Genomic DNA, 21,212 nt, shown 5'->3' with positions numbered 1-21,212 from the left:
GATAATGACAATTCTCAACGCTAGTAATTTATCTCTAGAAGATGTTCAGCGTCTGTTTGGCTTTCAAGAACAGTACAGTGAATCATTTTCTCCTCTGTTAGCCCTGGAACCTCTCACAGAAGTAGAACAACATGAACTTCTGCAAATTAGAGATGACTTTCGATGCTATCTTAAATCTGGCAAAGTTTCAGAAGGACAGGTCAAATTTCTTGTACTTGCACCCTTAATGAGATTAGCTGGATTTTATCGCTATCCTATCGAAATTCGCCTAGAAGAAGATATTGCTGATATTGAAATTGAAGATGAAGATATCACAATCAAAGGCAGGATGGATATTTTAGCTATTAGTAAAGCTAAACATACCAAATCTCAAGTATATTTTTGGATACTTTTAATTGAATCAAAAAACAGTCAAATTGATATATCAACTGGCTTACCTCAATTACTCACCTATGCTTATAAAAGTTTAAATAATCAAAAATCAGTTTGGGGGTTAACCACTAACGGTAGAGCTTATCAGTTTGTTTATATTGAACAAGGTAATCCTCCTATTTATAACCTATTACCATTACTAAATTTTATGGAACCTCCCCGTGCAGTTGAATTATTACAAGTTTTAAAATCTATTTGTCAGCTTTAAGTAACACCCATTTCCGAAAAGATAGGTTGAATTAAACACAGTAAAACCTAACCAAATCTACGAGAGCTTAGAATTTAAGTATGATTTAATACTTCCGTCATTTGCTGCACAGTCACCAAACTATTCGCACACAAAATCCCCGAAGCCGCCACAGCAGGGACACCAATTCCTGGCATAGTGCTATCACCCACACGATATAAACCTTTGATTGGCGATCGCGTACTAGGAAACATACCCTTACCAGCAGCTATAGCAGGGCCATAAGTTCCCTGATATCTTCTTAAATAATGGGCATGAGTTAAAGGTGTACCAATAAGTTCTAATTCCACACGTTCCCGAATATTTGGAATCACTTTTTCTAACGCAGCATATAAAGATTGAGCTTTCTGTTTTTTCTTTTCTTCATACTCTTCATTTCGTTCCCAACCAGTAAAAGCTTCCAAGGTATAAGCGTGAACCACATGATGTCCCTCTGGTGCTAAAGTTGCATCCCACACACTGGGAATAGAAATCATGCAAGTATTACCCGGTACAGTGATATCTTGGCTGGAATCATGAACTACCACATGATGACCGATTAAATTCTCTAACCCATGCGCCCGAATCCCTAAGTGTAAATGCATAAAACTTGCCACTGCTGGCGTATCCAATGCAGCTTGTCGGTAAGATGCAGGTAAATCTTCAGGGCGTAACAAATGATTGTAAGTATCCCAAATTGACGCATTGGAAATTACTATAGGTGCTGGGAGAACTTCACCACTTTGCAACCGCACCCCCACAGCTTGGCCCGATTCCACCAAAATTTGCTCGACATGACACCCCAGGCGTAACTGACCACCCCAGCCTTCTAAACCCCGCACTAAGGCTTTAACAAGTGCCCCACTACCCCCCACAGGATATTCAACCCCAGCACGAGAGCGTTCTCCCAACATAAAAGCCACCTCCGGGGCAATTGTGCCGTGTGCCTTTAAGCCAGAGAGTAAAAAGCATTCTAGGTCAATGAGTCGCCGCACCCAAGAATCTTGCACTGTGCTATCCATGATATTGCCAACAGATGCTTGAACAATGGGCAAATAAGGTAGCATTTTTAGCAAAGATGGCAAGTAACGTTTCATTAACACCAAAATCACTTGCCAATCTGACCTCAAAGCTAAAGTGGGAATACCCTTCATCGCCTCATATAGCCCTAACAAGCGTTCGGCAAATTGCTGAAACTCCATAGCACCTTGGGGCGTAATTTTTTGCAACTCATGACGATACTTTTCAACATTGCTATAAACGGCAAAAGTCGCTTCCGGAAAGTGGTAAAGTCCCAATGGATCATAGGGTATAACTTGAAGAGATTCACCTAAAACTTCAAGAACTTGTTTTACAGGATTCAAGCTTTGCTCCTGGGTCAGACCACAATAGAAAGAGGGGCCAGAATCAAATTCAAACCCCCTACGTCTAAAACTATGGGCTGCACCGCCAGGAATTACATGGCTTTCACACACAATTACCCGCTTACCATAACGCGCCAGTAAACCAGCTGCACATAACCCGCCAATACCGCTACCAATAACGATGACATCACTTTGAGAGTCCTGCGTTGTGAGTGCTGAATTCATATTTACCTGACCAATGACCAATGATTAATGACTAACGACTAATGAAGGAACCATTAATTGAACTCAAAGGCATTTCTAAATCCTTTGGTAGCAATAAAGTTTTAGATAATGTAGACTTGACAATTTACCGGGGAGAAGCAGTAGGGATTATTGGGCCTTCCGGGACAGGAAAATCAACAGTTTTACGCATTATTGCCGGGTTAATGACACCTGATGCTGGAGAAATTTATGTCCAAGGAGTCAGGCGAAACGGGTTAATTGAAGATGGAGCTGATCCCATTGACATTGGAATGGTATTTCAGCAAGCGGCATTATTTGATTCTTTGACAGTAGATGAGAACGTAGGTTTTTTACTTTATCAACATTCAAAAATACCGCGATCGCGGATTCGGCAACTAGTCAAAGAAAAACTAGATATGGTAGGTTTGCCAGGAATCAGCCATCTTTACCCTTCTGAACTATCTGGGGGAATGCGAAAACGCGTGAGTTTTGCTCGCGCCATTATGTCGAACCCCGAAAACCTTTCAGAAGGCCCAGAAGTTTTACTATACGATGAACCAACAGCTGGACTTGACCCCATTGCCTCAACAGTGATAGAAGATCTAATCCGGCAATTACAATTTACACAAGGAGTCTGTAGCACTTATGCGATCGTTACGCATCAAGACAGCACCATCCGCCGCACCACTGATAGACTAATTTTTCTTTATCAAGGTAAAGTGCAGTGGCAAGGTACAGTAAGTGACATAGATAGCACAGAGAATCCTTTAATTAGACAATTTGTCAGCGGCAGTGTCAAAGGCCCAATTCAGGTGGCTGGCTAGGTGGGAAAAAAATATGCGAGATATCATCACAAACCGCTTCACGTCTAAGCGGACATTAAGAGAAGGCTCAGTAGGGTTATTATTTCTACTGGGAATAGGGGCATTTGTCGTGATTGTCTTGTGGTTGAATAGATTTACAGCTACTAGCAATTCATATAAATTTATTGCTGAATTTGCCAACGCTGGCGGTATGCAAAGAGGCGCACCAGTTCGTTACCGTGGTGTGAAAGTCGGCAATATTTCTCGAGTTCAACCAGGGCCAAACGCTGTCCAAGTAGAAATTGAAATTGCCTCAGCCGACTTAATTATTCCCCGTGATGTGGTAATTGAAGCGAATCAGAGCGGCTTGATTAGTGAAAGCATTATCGACATTGTACCTAAAAGGTCTTTACCTACTGGGATGACTATTGCTAAACCATTAGATAGAAATTGTGATCAAAGCCTGATAGTTTGTCAGGGTTCGCGGTTAAGCGGTCAAATTGGCATTAGTGTTGATGAATTGATTCGCAGTTCAACTAATTTAGCCACTACATACAATGACCCGCAATTTTATCAAAGACTGAATCGACTTTTAGAAAGCTCAACAGAAGCCGCTACTGGCGTAGCCGAACTCAGTCAAGATATTCGCGGTTTAAGTCAAAGCTTTCAACAACAGCTAGGCACATTTGCTTCTACAGCTAATTCAGTCCAAAGAGCAACCAATGCACTCACTACATCTACTACTAGAACAGTAGATCAATTAGGTGTCACCGCAGGTGAATTTAGTAGTACTGCAACTCAAGCTAATCGTCTGCTGAATAATCTAGATGATTTGGTTACAACCAATCGTTCTACGCTGGTTGGCGCTTTGAATAATATTACCGAAACTAGTAATCAACTACGGGTGACAGTAAGTAGTCTATCACCTGCGGTGAATCAGTTAACCCAAGGCGAACTACTCAATAATTTAGAATCTCTTTCGGCTAATGCAGCACAAGCCTCAGCTAATTTACGTGATGCGTCCAACACCTTAAATGATCCGCAAAACTTATTACTAGTACAACAAACCTTAGATTCAGCCAGGGTGACGTTTGAAAATACCCAAAAAATTACATCTGATTTAGATGAATTGACCGGTGATCCTGCTTTCCGACAAAATCTACGGCAGTTAGTCAATGGTTTAAGCGGCTTGGTGTCTTCTACAGAACAAATGCAAGAACAAGTAAAAGTTGCTGCTACTTTAGATTCGGTAAAAGCTGAGATTAACAATCCTGTTGTTCAAAGCCCTACTGTTAACAAAGCGCCAGTTAGGAAACCACCAGTTAACAAACCCGACATTTCAATTTCTCTCCCCACCCCAAAGCAACAGGCGCTAAATATTAATCCCTTACCTGCTGCTGTAGAACTTGCTGAACCCAACCCTCAACCAAACCCCAGTCCAGCAATTCCAGAATCACCCCAAGAAAAGTTATTAAAGCAGCTACGGCAGTATGGGGAAGAGCGGAAATTGGATGAATGAGGGGATGAGGGAAATGGAGTCAAGTTTTCCCTCCCTAATCCCTACTCCCCACTCCCTGTTTCTAATTCCAATCCTGTTCTTCCTTTTTGCCGCGACTTTTATAAATTCCTCCCTTGTCATGCATTTGGCGAGTTTTTTCCAAAAGTTCAGCTTCCGTTAAACCCCACTGCTGTAAGACTTTATCTAAATCTTTTTGAATGTCTCTGGCTCCGGGAAAGCCTTGATAACGAATTCGTAGTCTAGCCAATTCGGCTAAATTGTAGTCCGTTGGCTCTTGAGCGAGTAAAATATCAATAGAGGGGCGATCGCGGTTGTAAAGTGGATGTTGTTGATCTTTACTTCCGTGTAATTCAGACATAGTTTATACCTTTAGTCGGATTATTAATTCAACCAAAATCTAGAGTTCAGAGTCTTGCCTTCGCGCCATAATGAATGAAGACGGCAACCACACCTGATCCCATACGGCTCTCACCACTGCCATTACATGTTAAATAAAGATACATTATCTTTAAGAAAATACAAGAAAGTTTAAATGAGGGTGAATTGATTTATCTCACCCAAAGTCCAAGCAGCAAGGGAGCAATAACCCGCTATGTTTGAACACTTCACTTCCGAAGCCATTAAAGTAATTATGCTAGCTCAGGAGGAAGCCCGTCGCCTGGGACACAATTTTGTAGGAACTGAACAAATTCTCCTGGGTTTGATTGGAGAAGGAACTGGGGTTGCTGCTAAAGTGCTGGCCGAATTGGGCGTTACTCTCAAAGAAGCACGTCGGGAAGTAGAAAGGATTATCGGTAGAGGTTCTGGTTTTGTACCACCAGAAATTCCTTTTACCCCCAAGGTGAAAAGCTTATTCGAGCAATCGTTTAGAGAAGCTAATAGTCTGGGACATAACTACATCAACACTGAACACTTGCTCTTGGGATTGACCGAGGCCGGTGAAGGTGTCGCCGCCAAAGTCCTACAAAATCTAGGAGTTGACCTCAAAAGTGTTCGTACAGCAGTCATTCGTCGGTTAGGTGAAGGTGTATCTGCTTCTGTTTTCTCTGGTGGTGGTAGTGCAAAACGCACCCAAAACCTGAGCGTAGAAGAATATGGCAGAAATCTTACCAAACTGGCACAAGAAGGTAAGCTTGACCCCGTAGTCGGTCGGGCTAAAGAAATTGAGCGTGCCATTCAAATTCTCGGTCGCCGGACGAAAAATAACCCAGTATTGATTGGTGAACCAGGAGTTGGTAAAACTGCGATCGCAGAGGGTCTAGCACAACGTATCGTCAATCAAGATGTGCCAGAAATTTTGCTAGATAGGCAAGTTATCAGCCTAGATATGGGTTCACTAGTTTCTGGAACTCGCTTTCGTGGCGACTTTGAAGAACGCCTGAAGAAAATTGTCGAAGAAGTCCGTTCTGCTGGCAATATTATTCTCGTCATTGACGAAGTTCATACCTTAGTGGGTGCTGGTGGTACAGAAGGCGGTTTGGATGCAGCCAATATCCTCAAACCTGCCTTAGCACGGGGAGAACTCCAGTGCATCGGTGCAACTACCCTGAATGAGTACCGTCAACACATTGAGCGTGATGCAGCCTTAGAACGCCGTTTCCAATCGATTTTAATTGGCGAACCATCAGTAGAGGAAACAGTTGATATTCTTTACGGCTTGCGCGGTGCTTATGAGCAGCACCATAAAGTCCATATTTCTGACGAAGCTGTTTTAGCAGCAGCCCAATTGTCAGATCGTTACATAAGCGATCGCTTTTTACCAGATAAAGCCATTGACTTAATTGATGAAGCTGGTTCCCGCGTGCGGCTACGTAATTCTCGCATTTCTGCTAATAAAGAACTCAAACAGCAATTAGTCGGTGTGACTAAAGCCAAAGAGGAAGCTGTCAGAATGCAGAATTTTGATAAAGCTGGAGAACTGCGCGACGAAGAAATAAAGTTGGAAGCAGAACTCCATACTGATAAAGCTGTTCCACCTCCCGTTGTGGATGAGGAAGACATTGCTCAAATCGTCGCTTCCTGGACAGGCGTACCAGTCAACAAACTCACTGAATCTGAGTCAGAGTTGCTGTTACACCTAGAAGACACACTCCACGAACGCCTAATTGGCCAAGAACAAGCAGTTACAGCAGTATCTCGCGCCATCCGTCGTGCCAGAGTGGGGTTAAAAAATCCCAATCGTCCAATTGCTAGTTTTATCTTCTCTGGGCCTACCGGAGTTGGTAAGACAGAATTAGCCAAATCCTTAGCATCGTACTTCTTCGGTGCTGAAGAAGCCATGATTCGCCTGGATATGTCCGAATACATGGAAGGACATACCGTATCCAAACTCATTGGTTCACCTCCTGGTTACGTAGGATACGACGAAGGTGGACAACTGACCGAAGCCGTGCGGCGCAAACCATACTCAGTGCTGCTATTCGACGAAATCGAAAAAGCGCACCCCGATGTATTCAATATGTTGCTGCAACTCTTGGATGACGGTCATCTTACCGATGCTAAAGGTCGGAAAGTGGACTTCAAGAACACACTAATTATTCTGACTTCCAACATTGGTTCTAAGGTAATTGAAAAAGGTGGCGGCGGCTTAGGCTTTGATTTTGATACTCAAGCTGATGCTAGCTACAACCGTATTCGTAACTTAGTTAATGAGGAACTAAAGGCTTACTTCCGTCCTGAATTTCTCAACCGCTTGGATGACATTATCGTCTTCACTCAACTTTCCAAGGATGAAGTCAAGCAAATTGCTGACATCTTGCTGCGTGAAGTGGCTAGCCGCTTAACTGAAAAAGGCATTATCCTCGAAGTTACAGACCGCTTTAAAGAGCGTGTAGTCGAAGAAGGTTATAACCCCAGCTACGGTGCTAGACCGTTACGTCGGGCAATTATGCGCCTGTTAGAAGATCCTCTGGCCGAAGCAATGTTATCTGGTGAAGTCCGCGATGGAGTAACAGCCATTGTCGATGTTGATGATGACAATCAAGTGAGAATACAAGGATCTGAAAAACGAGAGTTACTTTTGGCTAATGCTGGCTAATATTTTAAACCTGTCGTTGAATTAAAAACTTTTCCCTAGTAGTAATACTAGGGAATTTTTTGATTTCAGGTCAACAATTTCATTCACCAATAAAAAAGCTATAATTAAGAGTTGAATTTAAACTGAAAAATAAAAGTATTAGTCAGATAAAATTGGATGGCTACAACCTAGGTTTAGTTTGGTTATGAAAAATCTTGAGAGTTTAACCATCCACCAATTTCGAGGTTTACAGAACCTAAAATTACAGGATACAGGACAAATCAATATCCTTGTGGGAGTTAACAACGCAGGTAAAACTAGTGTATTGGAGGCAATTTCAACTTACTCTCGTCCACTAGATTTATCTGAGTGGCTCTCGACAGCATGGCGACGAGAAATAAGTCCATATCGTAGCTCAAGGCTAGAAGCTCTCAAGTGGTTATTTCCTCAACAGAAACAAGGAAAACATATTCAGAGTTACCAAGGACAGATATTGATGTCCGGGACGGGTAATTTCCCAGTTAGGAAACTAGAAGCAAGCTACCAGGAACTCGAAGGAACATGGATATCTAAAGAAACACTCGGGGAGGAAGAAATCAAAGAAAGTGATGAAAGTATTGAAGATGAAGATATAACCAGACACGGTGCCAATCTAGAACTAAAGGTAACTACTAATGAGGAAGACTGGTTGCAGAATCAAAAGGAGATTAGCGAACAATTTGAAATATGGGAAAATGATAGATTTATTCCCAAACGAGGGCAAAAAAACTTAGCATTACCTGTTGCTACTATTACACCATTTTCTCATCGTGCAGAACGGTTTCAAATTCGGCTGCTTTCAGACGCCACTTTTCAAGATTTCAAATCTGAGGTGATTGAATTACTTCAATATATGGACTCAGGAATTGTTGATCTTGAGCTTTTAGTTCCTCCAGGTCAAAGAGTCTCTCGTCCTAGTATATATATTAGCCATAAACAAACGGGGATCTCACCAATCAGTGCTTTTGGAGATGGAGTGCCGCGTTTGCTATTAATGGCTTTAATGCTTCCCAGAGTACAAGAAGGAATCCTCCTAATTGATGAATTAGGAACCGCTATTCATACTGAAGCACTGCAATTGTTCTTCGAGTGGTTGATTAATTGGTCTAGAAAAATGAAAGTACAAATTTTTGCTACCACTCACAGTCTTGAAGTTATTGATGCACTATTAGTTGCAGATACTTCCGAAACTGAATTAGTAGTGTATAGAATAGAACCTGAAGATTCAACAACTAATGCAGTACGGTTGGATAGAAATATGCTCAAAACACTTCGCGAGGAATTAGGACAGGAGGTTCGCTGGTGAGTCTGAAATATGCTCTTATTGGCGTTGAAGGCCCCCATGATTTAGCATTTGTTGGCAAAATTCTCAAGCTGCTAAAATTCAAAGAATTTGATGGAAAAGAACATAATTTGGACTCATTTTGGGCAAAATTTAAACCAATTTATCCCAAAAAAGGGGGGAATTTGTATGAAAGATTAGATATGCCATCTATTTTTTTCACAGATACTCTCTCTGTTGCTGTGTACGCAGGTGGTGGAAGCAATCTGGCACCACGTCTATTAGCTATTCTGGCAAATCATCCCCCATATCAAAAAGAAATTATAGCATTTGGAATTATTGCCGATGCTGATAAGTATTCACCAAATAATATTGCTGAAGAATATAGTCAAAAATTTAAAGTATATTTTCCTGGATTACCAACAGTTGGAGGAAATGTAGATACAAGTTATCTACGAACTGGTATTTATGTACTGCCAGATAATTCACAGCAAGGTGTATTAGAAAATATTCTTTGTAGTTGTAGAAACTATGCTTATCCTTTACACATGGAAAAAGCCGCTTCCTATTTAGCAGATTTCGATGCAGAACATAAGCTCGGGTGGCAACCCTTTGATGACAAGAAGGCTTTAATAGCTACAGTTGTTAGTATTCTGAAACCAGGTAAAACTAATACTGTGAGTATTAAAGATAATGACTGGATTAGTCACAATACTCAAAATAATGTTCCTGCTCTTGAAAATTTTGTAGCCTTTATAAAAAAACTTTTAAACATAGAGGACAGCAATATCTAGAAACAAATTATATTCCGTTTATGTATAAAAAATAAGCATATCTAAAACTAGAAAATGATTAAATATGCCCCTTTCCCAGTTGAAACCAGAAGGAGGCATATTCAAACAGCAGCAACAATCTTTTAATTATTGACTTTTTAACACCCCCGGTTCTTGCTGTATGGGCAAGACATCTAAAATATCGGTTTGAGCGCAATATTTTAAATCTTCATGACCTTCAAGGCGTAATAACCTTTTACCATGACTGGCTTGGTGAAATAATCCCAATAAGTCATTTTGCCACTGGGAGTAAAGAGCGATCGCACTAATTAACTCATCGTTACCAGCTAAATCATCTGGGGATAATTGGGACTTTTCTACAAGACTATGAGCGATCGCCCCGGCGCATACTGTATCTTCTAACGAAAAACTGCCTTCCCAACCAGAACCGACAATCCACACTGTCTCTGGTTGTTTTTCCAGGAGATAATGCACCACCGCTGCCCGGTTAATCAAAGCTGCGGCGAGTACAGTTGGGGAGTGTTGTATCCGTTGTAAGGCGCGAGTCCCATTGGTGGTACTGATAAACAAACGTCGCCCCTGGACTACTTCCGGTGTGCAGTCGAGGGGAGAATTACCTAATTCAAAGCCAGTTACCTTAGCACCGCCGCGTTCTCCAGCCCTCAGTCGTTTTTCTGGGGGCCAGTTTTCGCTAACTGCAATTAGTTCATCTAAATCACTGAAGGCTTGCACAGCTTCGCCTCCAGAAGCCAAGACAGCGGCTATTGTGCTAGTAGCTCGCAAAACATCAACTACGATAGCGCAGTCTGGAGTTTTGTCCGTGGGAGTCAATTCCGGAGTGTGGTATATGAATAGCTTCACGCGCTGGATACACCTGCTCTAAATACTGTTACCGAGATTACATTCTAATTGGTGTCATTAACCATAATCACAGTTAAAGTCAGATGATTTCTTATCTTTAGGTAAGAGTATTCATTATCTTAGATCGGGGATTTGCAGCCAAGGAACACAAACAGCGGTAATCTGAAAAAAGAATCGACCTGCCAAAACAATCTTTTTCGCAGTCTCAGCTTGGCAAATAGAGCCGGAATTTTTGCATCTCATCCGTTGATCCAATATCTAAAATCTGTGACAAAATCAATATGGCACCTTTACCTGACTATCGCCCCAAACAACTGTCTGTAGGCCCTTTGGAAGCAGAAATTTTAAATATCATCTGGGAATTGGGTTCAGCTACAGTCAAGGATGTACACGATCGCATTCTCTCTGACCCGAACCGAGAATTAGCTTACACTTCTGTCACCACAGTCCTGCGCCGCCTTACAGATAAGGGTTGGTTAACCTGTAATAAACAAGGACGGGCGTTTTATTGGCAACCCAAGTTGACAAAGCAGCAAGCACAGGTAATTAAGGCCCACGAACAGTTACAACGGTTTTTAGCAGTGGGCAACCCTGATGTTATTGCTGCCTTTGCTGATAGTCTAGATGCAGCCGCCAGTGAGCAATTAGAAGCGATCGCTAAACGCATTCAAGCCGCACGCCAAGCCAGGGAGGAACAACAATAATGCATCTGATGATGATTTTGACTGCTTTGACAGTTGCTTGGAGTTTAAGATGCTCTCTTAATCATCTCCAAGGTAACTGGGGTGTCCGGTGGCGGCGATCGCTATTTTTATTTCTCTTTCCGCCATTATTAATTTTTATGACGGCGATCGCTGTCTTATTTATGGGACCCCAAGGCAATATGGGTGGAGTACATACTGGCTGGTTAAGCTATGAATTTGCGTTAACTTGCCTAGCTTTTTTTGCAGTTTTATGCATTAAATTGGCTTTCCAAGGTTGGCAATCTGTGGAATCTGCTCGTCAATCTCCTTTGGTGCATCTTGCAGGTAAACAAGTTAGGTTACTGAACACAGACGCACCGTTTGCTGGTCAAATTGGCTTTTGGCATCCAGAACTAGTAGTTAGTCAAGGATTACTGCAAACCCTCTCCCCAGAACATGTAGATAGTGTCTTGGCACATGAGCAAGGACATTATCATTACCGCGACACATTTTGGTTTTTCTGGCTGGGTTGGGTACGCGCCTGTACCAGTTGGTTACCCAATACAGATGTTTTGTGGGAAGAACTTTTAGCTTTGCGTGAATTACGTGCTGACAGTTACGCAGCGTCACAAGCAGACCCGCTTTTGTTAGCAGAGTCATTGCTAATGGTAGTAAGTAACAGCAGTGTATCATCAGAAATTTGCTGTGCAGCTTTAGGGTCTAGCGGAGGGGATACCTACGACGGCAAGCTACGCTTAGAACAGAGAATAGAAGCTTTATTAGCACCACCAGAACCCACACCAGAAATTAACTGGCATTACTGGAATAGTTTTCTCCTAGCATTTATGCCGCTAGTGAGTGTGATGTTTCATACATAAACGGGAAAAATAGGTCACATCAAAACAAGAAGGTGGCGCTACACACTCAGGTATCCAGTGATTCATGCCAAATCCTCTTGCTGATAGGAACTAATTGTGAGATTCATGAGGAGGATTCGGTGAAACTTGAGGCTTTTCGAGTGGCGCTAGTTGTTCTTGTATCAGCTGTTGTTGTTGGGGACTAATTTTTAGGGGTGTATCTAAAGCAGAACGGCTTCTGTTTAGCAAACGTTGAATTTCTTTCTCAAATTGCTCTCTACCCCGTGTAAAAAAGTTTGGCTCTCTGGGGTTAATTGCACCGTTGATTACTGGCTGACTGGCTTTAGCAGCAAATGGTAAACTAACCACTAAAACCGCCATGACCAGAGTTATCGATTTAGCTATGGTTAGGCTGGAAAATTTCTGGTAAAAAATGCTTTTCATGCGACCATCTCATGCATGGGTTGTGAAAAATTACCACAAGAAGAGATTTATATTCTAGCTGCGATCGCACTTGATTCATCGGCAACCAAACAAAAGTGCAAGTTAGGTAATCTAACTCCACAATCTAACTTTATCTTTTTTAAACTCCCCAGGCTGGATTCGAACCAGCGACCAATCGATTAACAGTCGATCGCTCTACCACTGAGCTACTGAGGAACGCTCACAGTTTCTAATATTAAACCCAACATATAAGATTTGGCAAGTACTTTCCCAAACTTTTTTTCGTATATGCTAAATTTTTATAAAATCCCAACCAAAAACCATGCTAGATAATGGTTTGAGACTTTTGAACGAGAGAGTATACCACTCTAGCCCCTAGCCCCTAGCCCCTAGCCCCTAGCCCCTACTGTAATCCCATCCGCAATTCCGCTAATCGCTGCCGTGCTTTAGCGTCAATGGAGTTAGCTAAAAACCGACCTTTAGGTTGTTGGCGTTTTTGATATTTATGTCGCATCCGACAAACTGTGGTTTCTACCTCACCACACAGTTGTTGTGCCGATAACCATTCAGCCCCATACCCCTGTACCATCAACTGCTGTGCGCGGTCTGATGTTGCCACAATCACGCGAGCAATCAGAGATTGGGCTATTTGATAACGCAAAGATGCACAGGATTTTTCAATAAAAGTATCTGCTGTTTGCCCAAAATCAGTGTAATGAACTGATAAAAGTTCTGTAATAGTTTCTTGATTGCTAGAGGCTTTATGATATTGAGCATCAAAAATTATTTGCGTATCATAACCTTGAAATGAGCTGTAACTAGTCATCGCTTCCACTAATTCCCAGCGTGCTGCCTCTAATCCTGCTTGATCACGGGTTTTTTTCAGGCAAGGCCAAGCGCCAATGATGTTGTAGCCGTCTACTAACAAAACGGCTCGGAGTAAGGGACGAGGCATGGTTTTTAATCACAGTTATCTAGAGTTAACAAAATCCATTCATAAGTTTTATAGTAATTGAAACACTGCTTGTAACACTATGTTACATAGCAGCAAAAAATGCGATATGCTGGCAAAATTAGACGTGCAAAAGCTTTATCAAAAGGAAACGCGCCCGTTTAAGGCGCGCTGTAATTGTGATTAATTATTGATTAATTAACTGAAGAAAAAGAATTAGTAGAAATTGACTGTTTAAGAAGTTTCATCTTCTAGAGTCATTAAACGTTGTTTGAGACGCTGAGGTTCACCTCTATCTACCAAAAAGCCTTTTTCTAATAAAAAAGCACCGTCACAGTAATTCAACTCATCTAGACGATGAGTTACCCATAGAGCAGTAATACCGCGACTTTTCACTAAGCGACGGACACCAGCCACTAAATCCATTTGGCTATCTGGATCAAGTAAAGCTGTGGGTTCATCTAACAATAAGATTTCACAACGCCGGGCGATCGCACCAGCAATGGCGACGCGCTGTTTTTGTCCTCCACTCAGGGCATAAATAGGGCGTAGTTGTAAAGCAGACAAATTTACTGCCCCCAGCGCCTCTTCTACCCTGTCCCTCACCGTAGCAGGCGGCAACTTTTCTTCTACCAGACCAAAAGCCACATCAGCACCAACTGTAGGCATGACTAATTGATGATCAGGGTTTTGAAAGACAAAGCCAACCGGATGTAAAACCCGAATTTCCCCGGATTGGGGAGCTAATAGCCCCGCCAGCAGTCGGAGTAATGTTGATTTACCACTGCCATTTGTACCCAAAAGCATCCAAAATTCACCCACAGGTACTTCCAGAGAGCAAGATTGGATAGCCGTCTCGCCATTAGGCCAACTGAAGCGTAAATCTTTAACTTCAATGCCCGCTTCCGCCATGTGCATACCTTAGTTATTCACTTATTCAGCAGTTACGGCAAAAAAGCCTGGTGGTCTGCCACTACTAGTGCTAGCACCATCTTTCTGAACAATTTGTACCCCAGAAATTTCACTAGCACGCACAACAATTTTCTTTTCTGTCTTACCTTCACACTTCAGTTCCACAAGGTCAGGATTACCAGAGCGCATCGCTGCCAAAATTAGCTGATAAACTGCTTCAGCATCCTCTGCTGATTTACGTTGTACAGAGATAGGAAAGGCAGTATTTCTGAGACTTAAATCGATGGTAAACATTTAGGATTAATCAAAACATAACTGTAGGACTCATTTTAGCGTCAGGGCATAAGGAATTGGGGATTAGGGATGAGATAAGAATTTTCCTAATACCCAGTACCCAATCTCCTTTTGCAAAAAATTACTGGAAAAATTAGCGATTTACACTTATAATTATGAGAGTCGGTAAAAATTTGTAAACTAGATTGACAATCTGGTTAGCTTTCTGCATAAGGATAGCTGTAAACAGCCAATCTGTCAGCAGATTTGTACTTATAAGATTTGGAGATTTGTTCTAATGACCATCGCAGTAGGACGCGCCCCCAGTACAAGAGGGTGGTTTGACGTACTAGACGACTGGTTAAAGCGCGATCGCTTCGTATTTGTAGGTTGGTCAGGAGTATTATTATTCCCCTGCGCTTACCTAGCACTAGGCGGTTGGCTAACCGGTACAACCTTTGTAACTTCGTGGTACACCCACGGATTAGCCTCATCCTACCTGGAAGGCTGTAACTTCTTGACAGTAGCAGTATCTAGCCCCGCAGACAGCATGGGACACTCCCTGTTGTTACTGTGGGGGCCAGAAGCGCAAGGAGACCTCACCCGTTGGTTCCAACTCGGTGGCTTATGGCCATTCGTGGCCCTACACGGAGCCTTTGCCTTAATCGGCTTCATGTTGCGGCAATTTGAAATTGCGCGGCTAGTAGGCATTCGTCCCTACAACGCCCTAGCATTTTCTGCCCCCATCGCGGTATTCGTCAGCGTATTTCTGATGTACCCCTTGGGACAATCTTCCTGGTTCTTTGCACCCAGCTTTGGAGTAGCAGCCATCTTCCGGTTCCTACTATTCCTGCAAGGATTCCACAACTGGACACTCAACCCCTTCCACATGATGGGTGTAGCAGGTGTACTCGGTGGAGCGCTATTGTGTGCCATTCACGGAGCCACAGTCGAAAACACCTTGTTTGAAGACGGCGAAGCATCCAACACCTTCCGCGCCTTCAACCCCACCCAAGCAGAAGAAACCTACTCAATGGTGACAGCAAACCGTTTCTGGTCACAGATTTTCGGTATTGCCTTCTCCAACAAACGTTGGTTACACTTCTTCATGCTGTTTGTGCCAGTCACAGGCTTGTGGATGGCTTCCATTGGGATTGTCGGTTTAGCGCTCAACCTCCGGGCATATGACTTCGTATCCCAGGAATTGCGCGCGGCTGAAGACCCCGAATTTGAAACCTTCTATACCAAAAACATTTTGCTGAACGAGGGTATCCGCGCTTGGATGGCTCCTCAAGATCAGCCTCACGAACAATTTGTATTCCCTGAGGAAGTTCTACCTCGCGGTAACGCACTGTAAGAATGGTTTAATTGCCATTTTTTCATCCTCCTCCGCCTTTTGGCGGGGGTTTATTTATTTAGAGTTAACCTCTCTAAAATTTCTGTGTTATATTGATTCCAGGTTAATAACCCAGAGTAAACGCTCTGCCCTTTTGAAACTAAGTCCGCTTAGGCAACAAGGAGGTGATGCCCATGATAGAAAGTAGTATACGCATGGGTCATCAGGTTGCAGTTAGCCGGCTGCGCGCCGGGGCTGTTCTCTAAAAGTTAGCCTTAGTTTCCTGGTGAAACTAAGTTAGCTCAAGTAGCTAGGCTAAAGATCGGAGTTCCTTCCGGCAGTCTGGTTGCAACCTGAAGACCCGCTACACCGCTCTGGTATTAGGTCATCTGATCTAAATCAGAGCGGATAGTTTTTTAGGGGTGACTTTTGATTGATTAATGATTGCCGTAGCAAATTCAAATAGGAATTGCGTTAAAGTTTTTATTAAGTACTAAATATAATATCTTGCATATTCATGGCATTTAACCCTGAAGAGGATTCCGGCGTATTTCTCTATGTGAGCATAAAGGGTGTAATGTAAATGAAGCGCCAAAATCATGCAATGCAAGATATTGCCAAGATGTAAGCAGGAATTTTTGGATATGGCGAAACTACTGACTGATACAGAAATTCAAGCAGAGGCAAGCCGCTTGTCAGATTGGACAATTGTAGGATCTAAGTTGCAGACTACCCGCAAATTTAAAGATTTTATAGCAGCTATTGAATTTGTGAATAAACTGGTAGAACCTGCTGAAACATCAGGACATCATCCTGATATAGAAATTTCTTATAACAAAGTCAATATTGCACTGACGACACATGATGCAGGTGGGTTAACCCAAAAAGACTTTGAAGTAGCTGCAAAAATTTCTCAAATCATTTAAAAAGGCTCAGGGGAAAATTGCCAATTAAATGAGCTTTTAAGACTAGAGACAGAGAAAAAATATGGCAAAAACCTTACCCTTACTTCAGACTTAAAGAGCATCACATGTGACAGTTAATCAGGCGATCGCTTGTAGCTTGCCATATACTTCAAATGCTTTATAATGCTATGTTAGGAAGCTATGTTTTTGCACAAGTTAATTACATTGATTTTTAACATTTTTAGTTAATCAGTTATTAGCCCAGCAAAAACCTAAAATTGTAGTAGTGGCAACGATGCATCATCCAAAACTTCAACATAGGAACATGTTGAGTTTTAGAGAGTAAGTTCAACGAAAACAATTATCTATACAAGGTGTGAGGAAAAAGTGAAAATGTCTAACATATTGTGGAAATCCCTGGTGGTTAGCCCCGCAGTTTTGGGAGCAACCTTGTTGGTTTCAGGAGCAGCAATTGCCGCCCCAAGCATTACCACTGAAGTTTCGGCAACAGAACAAACTGTTATTGAAATAGCGCCACAGCCAGAAATATTGGCTCAAGCAGCTAACGACAACGTAATTAACCAAGTTAATAGCTATAGCAACGAAGGTAGACAAAACACTACCATATCCCAAGTAACATCGGTTTCACAGTTTTCGGACGTACAACCAACAGACTGGGCATTCCAAGCGTTGCAGTCCTTAGTAGAGCGTTACGGTTGTATTGCAGGTTATCCCAATGCGACATATCGCGGTAACCGTGCGTTAACTCGTTACGAATTTGCAGCTGGTTTAAACGCTTGTTTGGATAGAGTCAACGAATTGATCGCCACAGCCACAGCTGACATGGTGACCAGAGAAGATTTAGCGACTCTACAACGCTTACAAGAAGAATTTTCCGCAGAATTGGCGACTTTACGCGGTCGAGTAGATTCTCTAGAAGCGCGGACAGCTGAATTAGAAGCTAATCAGTTCTCCACCACCACCAAGCTAGTTGGTGAAGCCGTTTTTGCTCTAACTGACGCTTTTGGTGATACAGCAGGCGACAATAATAACACTGTATTCCAAAACAGAGTCCGTTTAGGCTTACAAAGCAGCTTTACCGGTCGGGACGTGTTAACAACCCGTTTAGCATCTGGCAACGCAGATCGTTTTAATCTAGGTGTTGGTTCACCACCGATTCTGGGTGAGCCTGGCACTGTTAGTGGTGAAGGTCTGCAAACCTTTAACATCGGTAACACTGGCGGTAACAACGTTGAAATCGACAGATTAACCTACCAAGCTCCTGTTGGCCCAGCCCAAGTTTATATTGCAGCAAATGGTGGTAGACACAGCCATTATGCAGCAGTAAACAATCCCTACTTCAATGATGGTACTGACGGTGGTAACGGTGCTTTAACAACCTTTGCTTCTGAAAGCCCCATTTATCGCATTGGTGGTGGTGCTGGTCTTGCCTTCACCTTACAACCCTTTGGTCAAGGTGGCGGTATCCTCAGACCCAGTTCTCTCACTGTAGGTTTCTTAGGATCAGAAGCTAACGATCCCAGTCTAGGTTCCGGTATCTTCCAAGGAAACTATGCTGCTTTAGGACAATTGAACTTTAGCGTTAGCGATCGCATAGCTTTAGCTGCAACCTACGTTCATGGTTATCATGGTGCAGGTAGCAGAATCTTTGACGCAGGTAACAACACTTCTCCTGTAGTAGGTACTTCAATCGCCAACCTTGGTGGTGTTGATAGAACCGATGGTAGCACCAATCCATTCGCAACTAATTCCTACGGTGTTTCCGCAGCCTTCCGTCCCAGCGATAGACTCTCCGTCAGTGGTTTTGTCTCCTACACCGATGTTAATGGCTTTGGTGCTAACGACAACGGCGAAGTTTGGAGTTACGGTGTTGGTGTAGCGTTACCTGACTTTGGTAAGAGAGGTAACGTACTAGGTATCTTCGGTGGTGCTGTACCCTACGCACGTGGTATCCAACCTGGATTTAACAGAGTTCCCTACCAAGTTGAAGGCTACTACAAGTACCAAGTTTCCGATAATATCTCCGTTACTCCTGGCGTTATCTGGTTGACCAACCCTGGTCAAAACAGCGATAACTCTGATGCAGTAATTGGTACTCTCAGAACTACATTCACCTTCTAGAGTTTTGTCAGTTTACTGAAAACAAACTTTACAGTTTGTTGCACCCCGCCATCAGGTGGGGTTTTTTTGTTGCTAAGGGTGAAGCGTTAAACCTCGTCCATCATGAAAAGTGGAGTTTTTGTCATGGCGACGCCAGGAAGCAATCTCATAATCTTGACTACAAACTACAGTTTTCAAAGTAGACAAGTTTTAACAAGCAAAAGGTGTCAGGCTTTTATGATCAATTTATGAACTCAGCTACCGAGAAACTCTTATATGATTAAAGACAGCTTGGTATAATATTGCTACTTGTGCAATTATCATTAAATTAGAATGCTTCATTCTCAACTTAATGCGGAATAACCGAATTAATTTTGATAATAGGCGTAGCTAATGCAACAACAGTACAAGGTGTGAGGAGAAAAGTGAAAATGTCTAACATATTGTGGAAATCCCTGGTGGTTAGCCCCGCAGTTTTGGGAGCAACCTTGTTGGTTTCAGGAGCAGCAATTGCCGCCCCAAGCATTACCACTGAAGTTTCGGCAACAGAACAAACTGTTATTGAAATAGCGCCACAGCCAGAAATATTGGCTCAAGCAGCTAACGACAACGTAATTAACCAAGTTAATAGCTATAGCAACGAAGGTAGACAAAACACTACCATATCCCAAGTAACATCGGTTTCACAGTTTTCGGACGTACAACCAACAGACTGGGCATTCCAAGCGTTGCAGTCCTTAGTAGAGCGTTACGGTTGTATTGCAGGTTATCCCAATGCGACATATCGCGGTAACCGTGCGTTAACTCGTTACGAATTTGCAGCTGGTTTAAACGCTTGTTTGGATAGAGTCAACGAATTGATCGCCACAGCCACAGCTGACATGGTGACCAGAGAAGATTTAGCGACTCTACAACGCTTACAAGAAGAATTTTCCGCAGAATTGGCGACTTTACGCGGTCGAGTAGATTCTCTAGAAGCGCGGACAGCTGAATTAGAAGCTAATCAGTTCTCCACCACCACCAAGCTAGTTGGTGAAGCCATATTTGCTGTTACAGATGCTTTCGGTGATACAGTTGGTGACAATAATAACACTGTATTCCAAAACAGAGTCCGTCTAGACCTGCAAACCAGCTTCACTGGTCGAGATATTTTGCACACCCGTCTTTCATCTGGTAACGCCCAAAACTTTAATTTGGGTACTGAAGTGGGTGGTCTTCCCAGTGGTGAAGGTCTTCAAACTTTTAACGTTGGTAGCACTGGTAATAATAATGTCAACATAGATTGGTTGGCATACTATGTTCCTGTTGGCCCCGCACAAGTGTATATTGCGGCCACTGGAGGTATTCATAGCGATTACGCCGCTACCAACAACCCTTACTTTGAAGACTTCGATGGTGGTAACGGTGCTTTAACAACCTTTGCTTCGGAAAATCCCATTTATCGGATTGGTGGTGGTGCTGGTCTTGCCTTAACCTTACCTTTTGGTCAAGGTGGCGGTATTCTCAGACCTAGTTCACTAACTGTCGGTTATTTGGGATCGGAACCTAACAGTCCAGGACTCGGTGAAGGTGTGTTCAACGGCAACTATGCTGCTTTAGGACAATTGAACTTTAGTGTAGGCGATCGCTTGGCTTTAGCTGCAACCTACGTACATGGTTATCACGGTGCAGGTAGTAGCTTATTCGACGCAGGTTCAGTAACTAATCCCATCGTAGGTAGTAGTTTAGCCAACATTCTGCAAAACCCATCTTCTACCAATTCTTATGGTGTGTCAGCTGCGTTCAGACCCAGTGATAGACTGTCAGTTAGTGGGTTCGTTTCTTACACAGATGTCACAGGATTCGGTGTAGATGATGACAAAGAAGTTTGGACTTACGGTGTTGGGGTAGCATTACCTGACTTTGGTAAAAGAGGTAACGTTTTAGGTATTTTTGCAGGTGCCCAACCCTATGCGCGTGGTGTAGTAGATGGCTCTAACAGATTGCCATACCAAGTTGAAGGCTTCTACAAGTACCAAGTTTCCGATAACATCTCCGTTACTCCTGGCGTTATCTGGTTGACCAATCCTGGTCAAAACAGCGACAACTCTGATGCAGTGATTGGTACTCTCAGAACTACATTCACTTTCTAGAGTTTTGTAAATCGGCTAAAAATTCGAGAATCTATT

The 21,212-nt window shown here is 42.7% G+C and carries 19 protein-coding genes and 1 tRNA gene; 12 read left to right on the top strand and 8 right to left on the bottom strand.

Going from position 1 to position 21,212, the window contains the following annotated elements:
* The first annotated feature begins 4 nt into the window (after positions 1–4).
* A complete protein-coding gene (locus ACM0OT_RS11630; protein WP_414564499.1) occupies positions 5–640 on the top strand; it encodes a restriction endonuclease subunit R in 636 nt (211 codons plus the stop codon).
* Between the two features lie 74 nt (positions 641–714).
* On the opposite strand, the gene ACM0OT_RS11625 is transcribed toward ACM0OT_RS11630, so the two are convergent.
* Positions 715–2,247 carry a phytoene desaturase family protein gene (locus tag ACM0OT_RS11625; RefSeq protein WP_414564498.1) on the bottom strand — a complete coding sequence of 511 codons (1,533 nt, stop codon included), beginning with the start codon at positions 2,245–2,247 and terminating at the stop codon, positions 715–717.
* A 41-nt stretch (positions 2,248–2,288) separates the two neighbouring features.
* Here ACM0OT_RS11625 and ACM0OT_RS11620 point away from each other — a divergent pair, with 41 nt between their 5' ends.
* Positions 2,289–3,071, top strand: coding sequence for an ABC transporter ATP-binding protein (locus ACM0OT_RS11620; protein ID WP_414564497.1), 783 nt, complete (start codon positions 2,289–2,291; stop codon positions 3,069–3,071).
* Between the two features lie 13 nt (positions 3,072–3,084).
* A complete protein-coding gene (locus ACM0OT_RS11615) occupies positions 3,085–4,569 on the top strand; it encodes an MlaD family protein (RefSeq protein ID WP_414564496.1) in 1,485 nt (494 codons plus the stop codon).
* Positions 4,570–4,630: 61 nt separating this feature from the next.
* Here the strand turns inward: ACM0OT_RS11615 and ACM0OT_RS11610 are convergent, their stop codons facing one another.
* Positions 4,631–4,927, bottom strand: coding sequence for a DUF3288 family protein (locus ACM0OT_RS11610; RefSeq protein WP_414546319.1), 297 nt, complete (start codon positions 4,925–4,927; stop codon positions 4,631–4,633).
* Positions 4,928–5,161: 234 nt separating this feature from the next.
* Here ACM0OT_RS11610 and ACM0OT_RS11605 point away from each other — a divergent pair, with 234 nt between their 5' ends.
* The 3 genes from ACM0OT_RS11605 to ACM0OT_RS11595 all read left to right on the top strand — a co-directional run bounded on the left by ACM0OT_RS11605 (position 5,162) and on the right by ACM0OT_RS11595 (position 9,700).
* Positions 5,162–7,606 (top strand): ATP-dependent Clp protease ATP-binding subunit, encoded by a 2,445-nt coding sequence (locus tag ACM0OT_RS11605; protein ID WP_414564495.1) that lies wholly within the window; start codon positions 5,162–5,164, stop codon positions 7,604–7,606.
* Between the two features lie 184 nt (positions 7,607–7,790).
* Positions 7,791–8,930 carry an AAA family ATPase gene (locus tag ACM0OT_RS11600; protein WP_414564494.1) on the top strand — a complete coding sequence of 380 codons (1,140 nt, stop codon included), beginning with the start codon at positions 7,791–7,793 and terminating at the stop codon, positions 8,928–8,930.
* Positions 8,927–9,700: a DUF3226 domain-containing protein gene (locus ACM0OT_RS11595; RefSeq protein ID WP_414564493.1), complete on the top strand. Its 774-nt coding sequence runs from the start codon at positions 8,927–8,929 to the stop codon at positions 9,698–9,700. Before ACM0OT_RS11600 ends, ACM0OT_RS11595 begins: the two co-directional genes overlap by 4 nt.
* 126 nt (positions 9,701–9,826) lie before the next feature.
* Here the strand turns inward: ACM0OT_RS11595 and ACM0OT_RS11590 are convergent, their stop codons facing one another.
* Complete coding sequence (locus ACM0OT_RS11590; RefSeq protein ID WP_414564492.1) at positions 9,827–10,561, bottom strand: 2-phosphosulfolactate phosphatase family protein; 735 nt, start codon at positions 10,559–10,561, stop codon at positions 9,827–9,829.
* A gap of 281 nt (positions 10,562–10,842) precedes the next feature.
* On the opposite strand from ACM0OT_RS11590, the gene ACM0OT_RS11585 reads away from it, so the two are divergent.
* Positions 10,843–11,265, top strand: coding sequence for a BlaI/MecI/CopY family transcriptional regulator (locus ACM0OT_RS11585; RefSeq protein WP_414564491.1), 423 nt, complete (start codon positions 10,843–10,845; stop codon positions 11,263–11,265).
* Positions 11,265–12,122, top strand: a complete 858-nt coding sequence (locus ACM0OT_RS11580; RefSeq protein WP_414564490.1) for a M56 family metallopeptidase — start codon at positions 11,265–11,267, stop codon at positions 12,120–12,122. Before ACM0OT_RS11585 ends, ACM0OT_RS11580 begins: the two co-directional genes overlap by 1 nt.
* A gap of 90 nt (positions 12,123–12,212) precedes the next feature.
* On the opposite strand, the gene ACM0OT_RS11575 is transcribed toward ACM0OT_RS11580, so the two are convergent.
* The 5 genes from ACM0OT_RS11575 to ACM0OT_RS11555 all read right to left on the bottom strand — a co-directional run bounded on the left by ACM0OT_RS11575 (position 12,213) and on the right by ACM0OT_RS11555 (position 14,703).
* A complete protein-coding gene (locus ACM0OT_RS11575) occupies positions 12,213–12,545 on the bottom strand; it encodes a hypothetical protein (RefSeq protein ID WP_414564489.1) in 333 nt (110 codons plus the stop codon).
* 144 nt (positions 12,546–12,689) lie between these two features.
* A tRNA-Asn gene (locus ACM0OT_RS11570) sits at positions 12,690–12,761 on the bottom strand.
* 187 nt (positions 12,762–12,948) lie between these two features.
* Positions 12,949–13,500 carry an NYN domain-containing protein gene (locus tag ACM0OT_RS11565; RefSeq protein WP_414564488.1) on the bottom strand — a complete coding sequence of 184 codons (552 nt, stop codon included), beginning with the start codon at positions 13,498–13,500 and terminating at the stop codon, positions 12,949–12,951.
* Between the two features lie 231 nt (positions 13,501–13,731).
* Positions 13,732–14,409 (bottom strand): ABC transporter ATP-binding protein, encoded by a 678-nt coding sequence (locus tag ACM0OT_RS11560; RefSeq protein ID WP_414546311.1) that lies wholly within the window; start codon positions 14,407–14,409, stop codon positions 13,732–13,734.
* A gap of 21 nt (positions 14,410–14,430) precedes the next feature.
* Entirely contained in the window at positions 14,431–14,703 is a 273-nt protein-coding gene (locus ACM0OT_RS11555; protein WP_414564487.1) for a hypothetical protein, read from the bottom strand.
* 277 nt (positions 14,704–14,980) lie between these two features.
* Between ACM0OT_RS11555 and psbD the strand changes: the two genes are divergently transcribed.
* The 4 genes from psbD to ACM0OT_RS11535 all read left to right on the top strand — a co-directional run bounded on the left by psbD (position 14,981) and on the right by ACM0OT_RS11535 (position 21,176).
* Complete coding sequence (psbD, locus tag ACM0OT_RS11550) at positions 14,981–16,039, top strand: photosystem II D2 protein (photosystem q(a) protein) (RefSeq protein ID WP_414564486.1); 1,059 nt, start codon at positions 14,981–14,983, stop codon at positions 16,037–16,039.
* Between the two features lie 623 nt (positions 16,040–16,662).
* Positions 16,663–16,944, top strand: coding sequence for a 4a-hydroxytetrahydrobiopterin dehydratase (locus ACM0OT_RS11545; RefSeq protein WP_414564485.1), 282 nt, complete (start codon positions 16,663–16,665; stop codon positions 16,942–16,944).
* 372 nt (positions 16,945–17,316) lie between these two features.
* A complete protein-coding gene (locus ACM0OT_RS11540; protein ID WP_414564484.1) occupies positions 17,317–19,065 on the top strand; it encodes an iron uptake porin in 1,749 nt (582 codons plus the stop codon).
* Between the two features lie 410 nt (positions 19,066–19,475).
* On the top strand, positions 19,476–21,176 hold the full coding sequence (locus tag ACM0OT_RS11535; RefSeq protein ID WP_414564483.1) for an iron uptake porin: 1,701 nt from the start codon (positions 19,476–19,478) through the stop codon (positions 21,174–21,176).
* Positions 21,177–21,212: the final 36 nt, after the last annotated feature.

The sequence above is a fragment of the Anabaena sp. CCY 9613 genome (assembly GCF_963920895.1).
Taxonomy (GTDB): domain Bacteria; phylum Cyanobacteriota; class Cyanobacteriia; order Cyanobacteriales; family Nostocaceae; genus Cyanocohniella.
The sequence above is the reverse complement of the archived record's forward strand: the minus strand, read 5'-3'. Positions and strand labels throughout refer to the sequence as shown.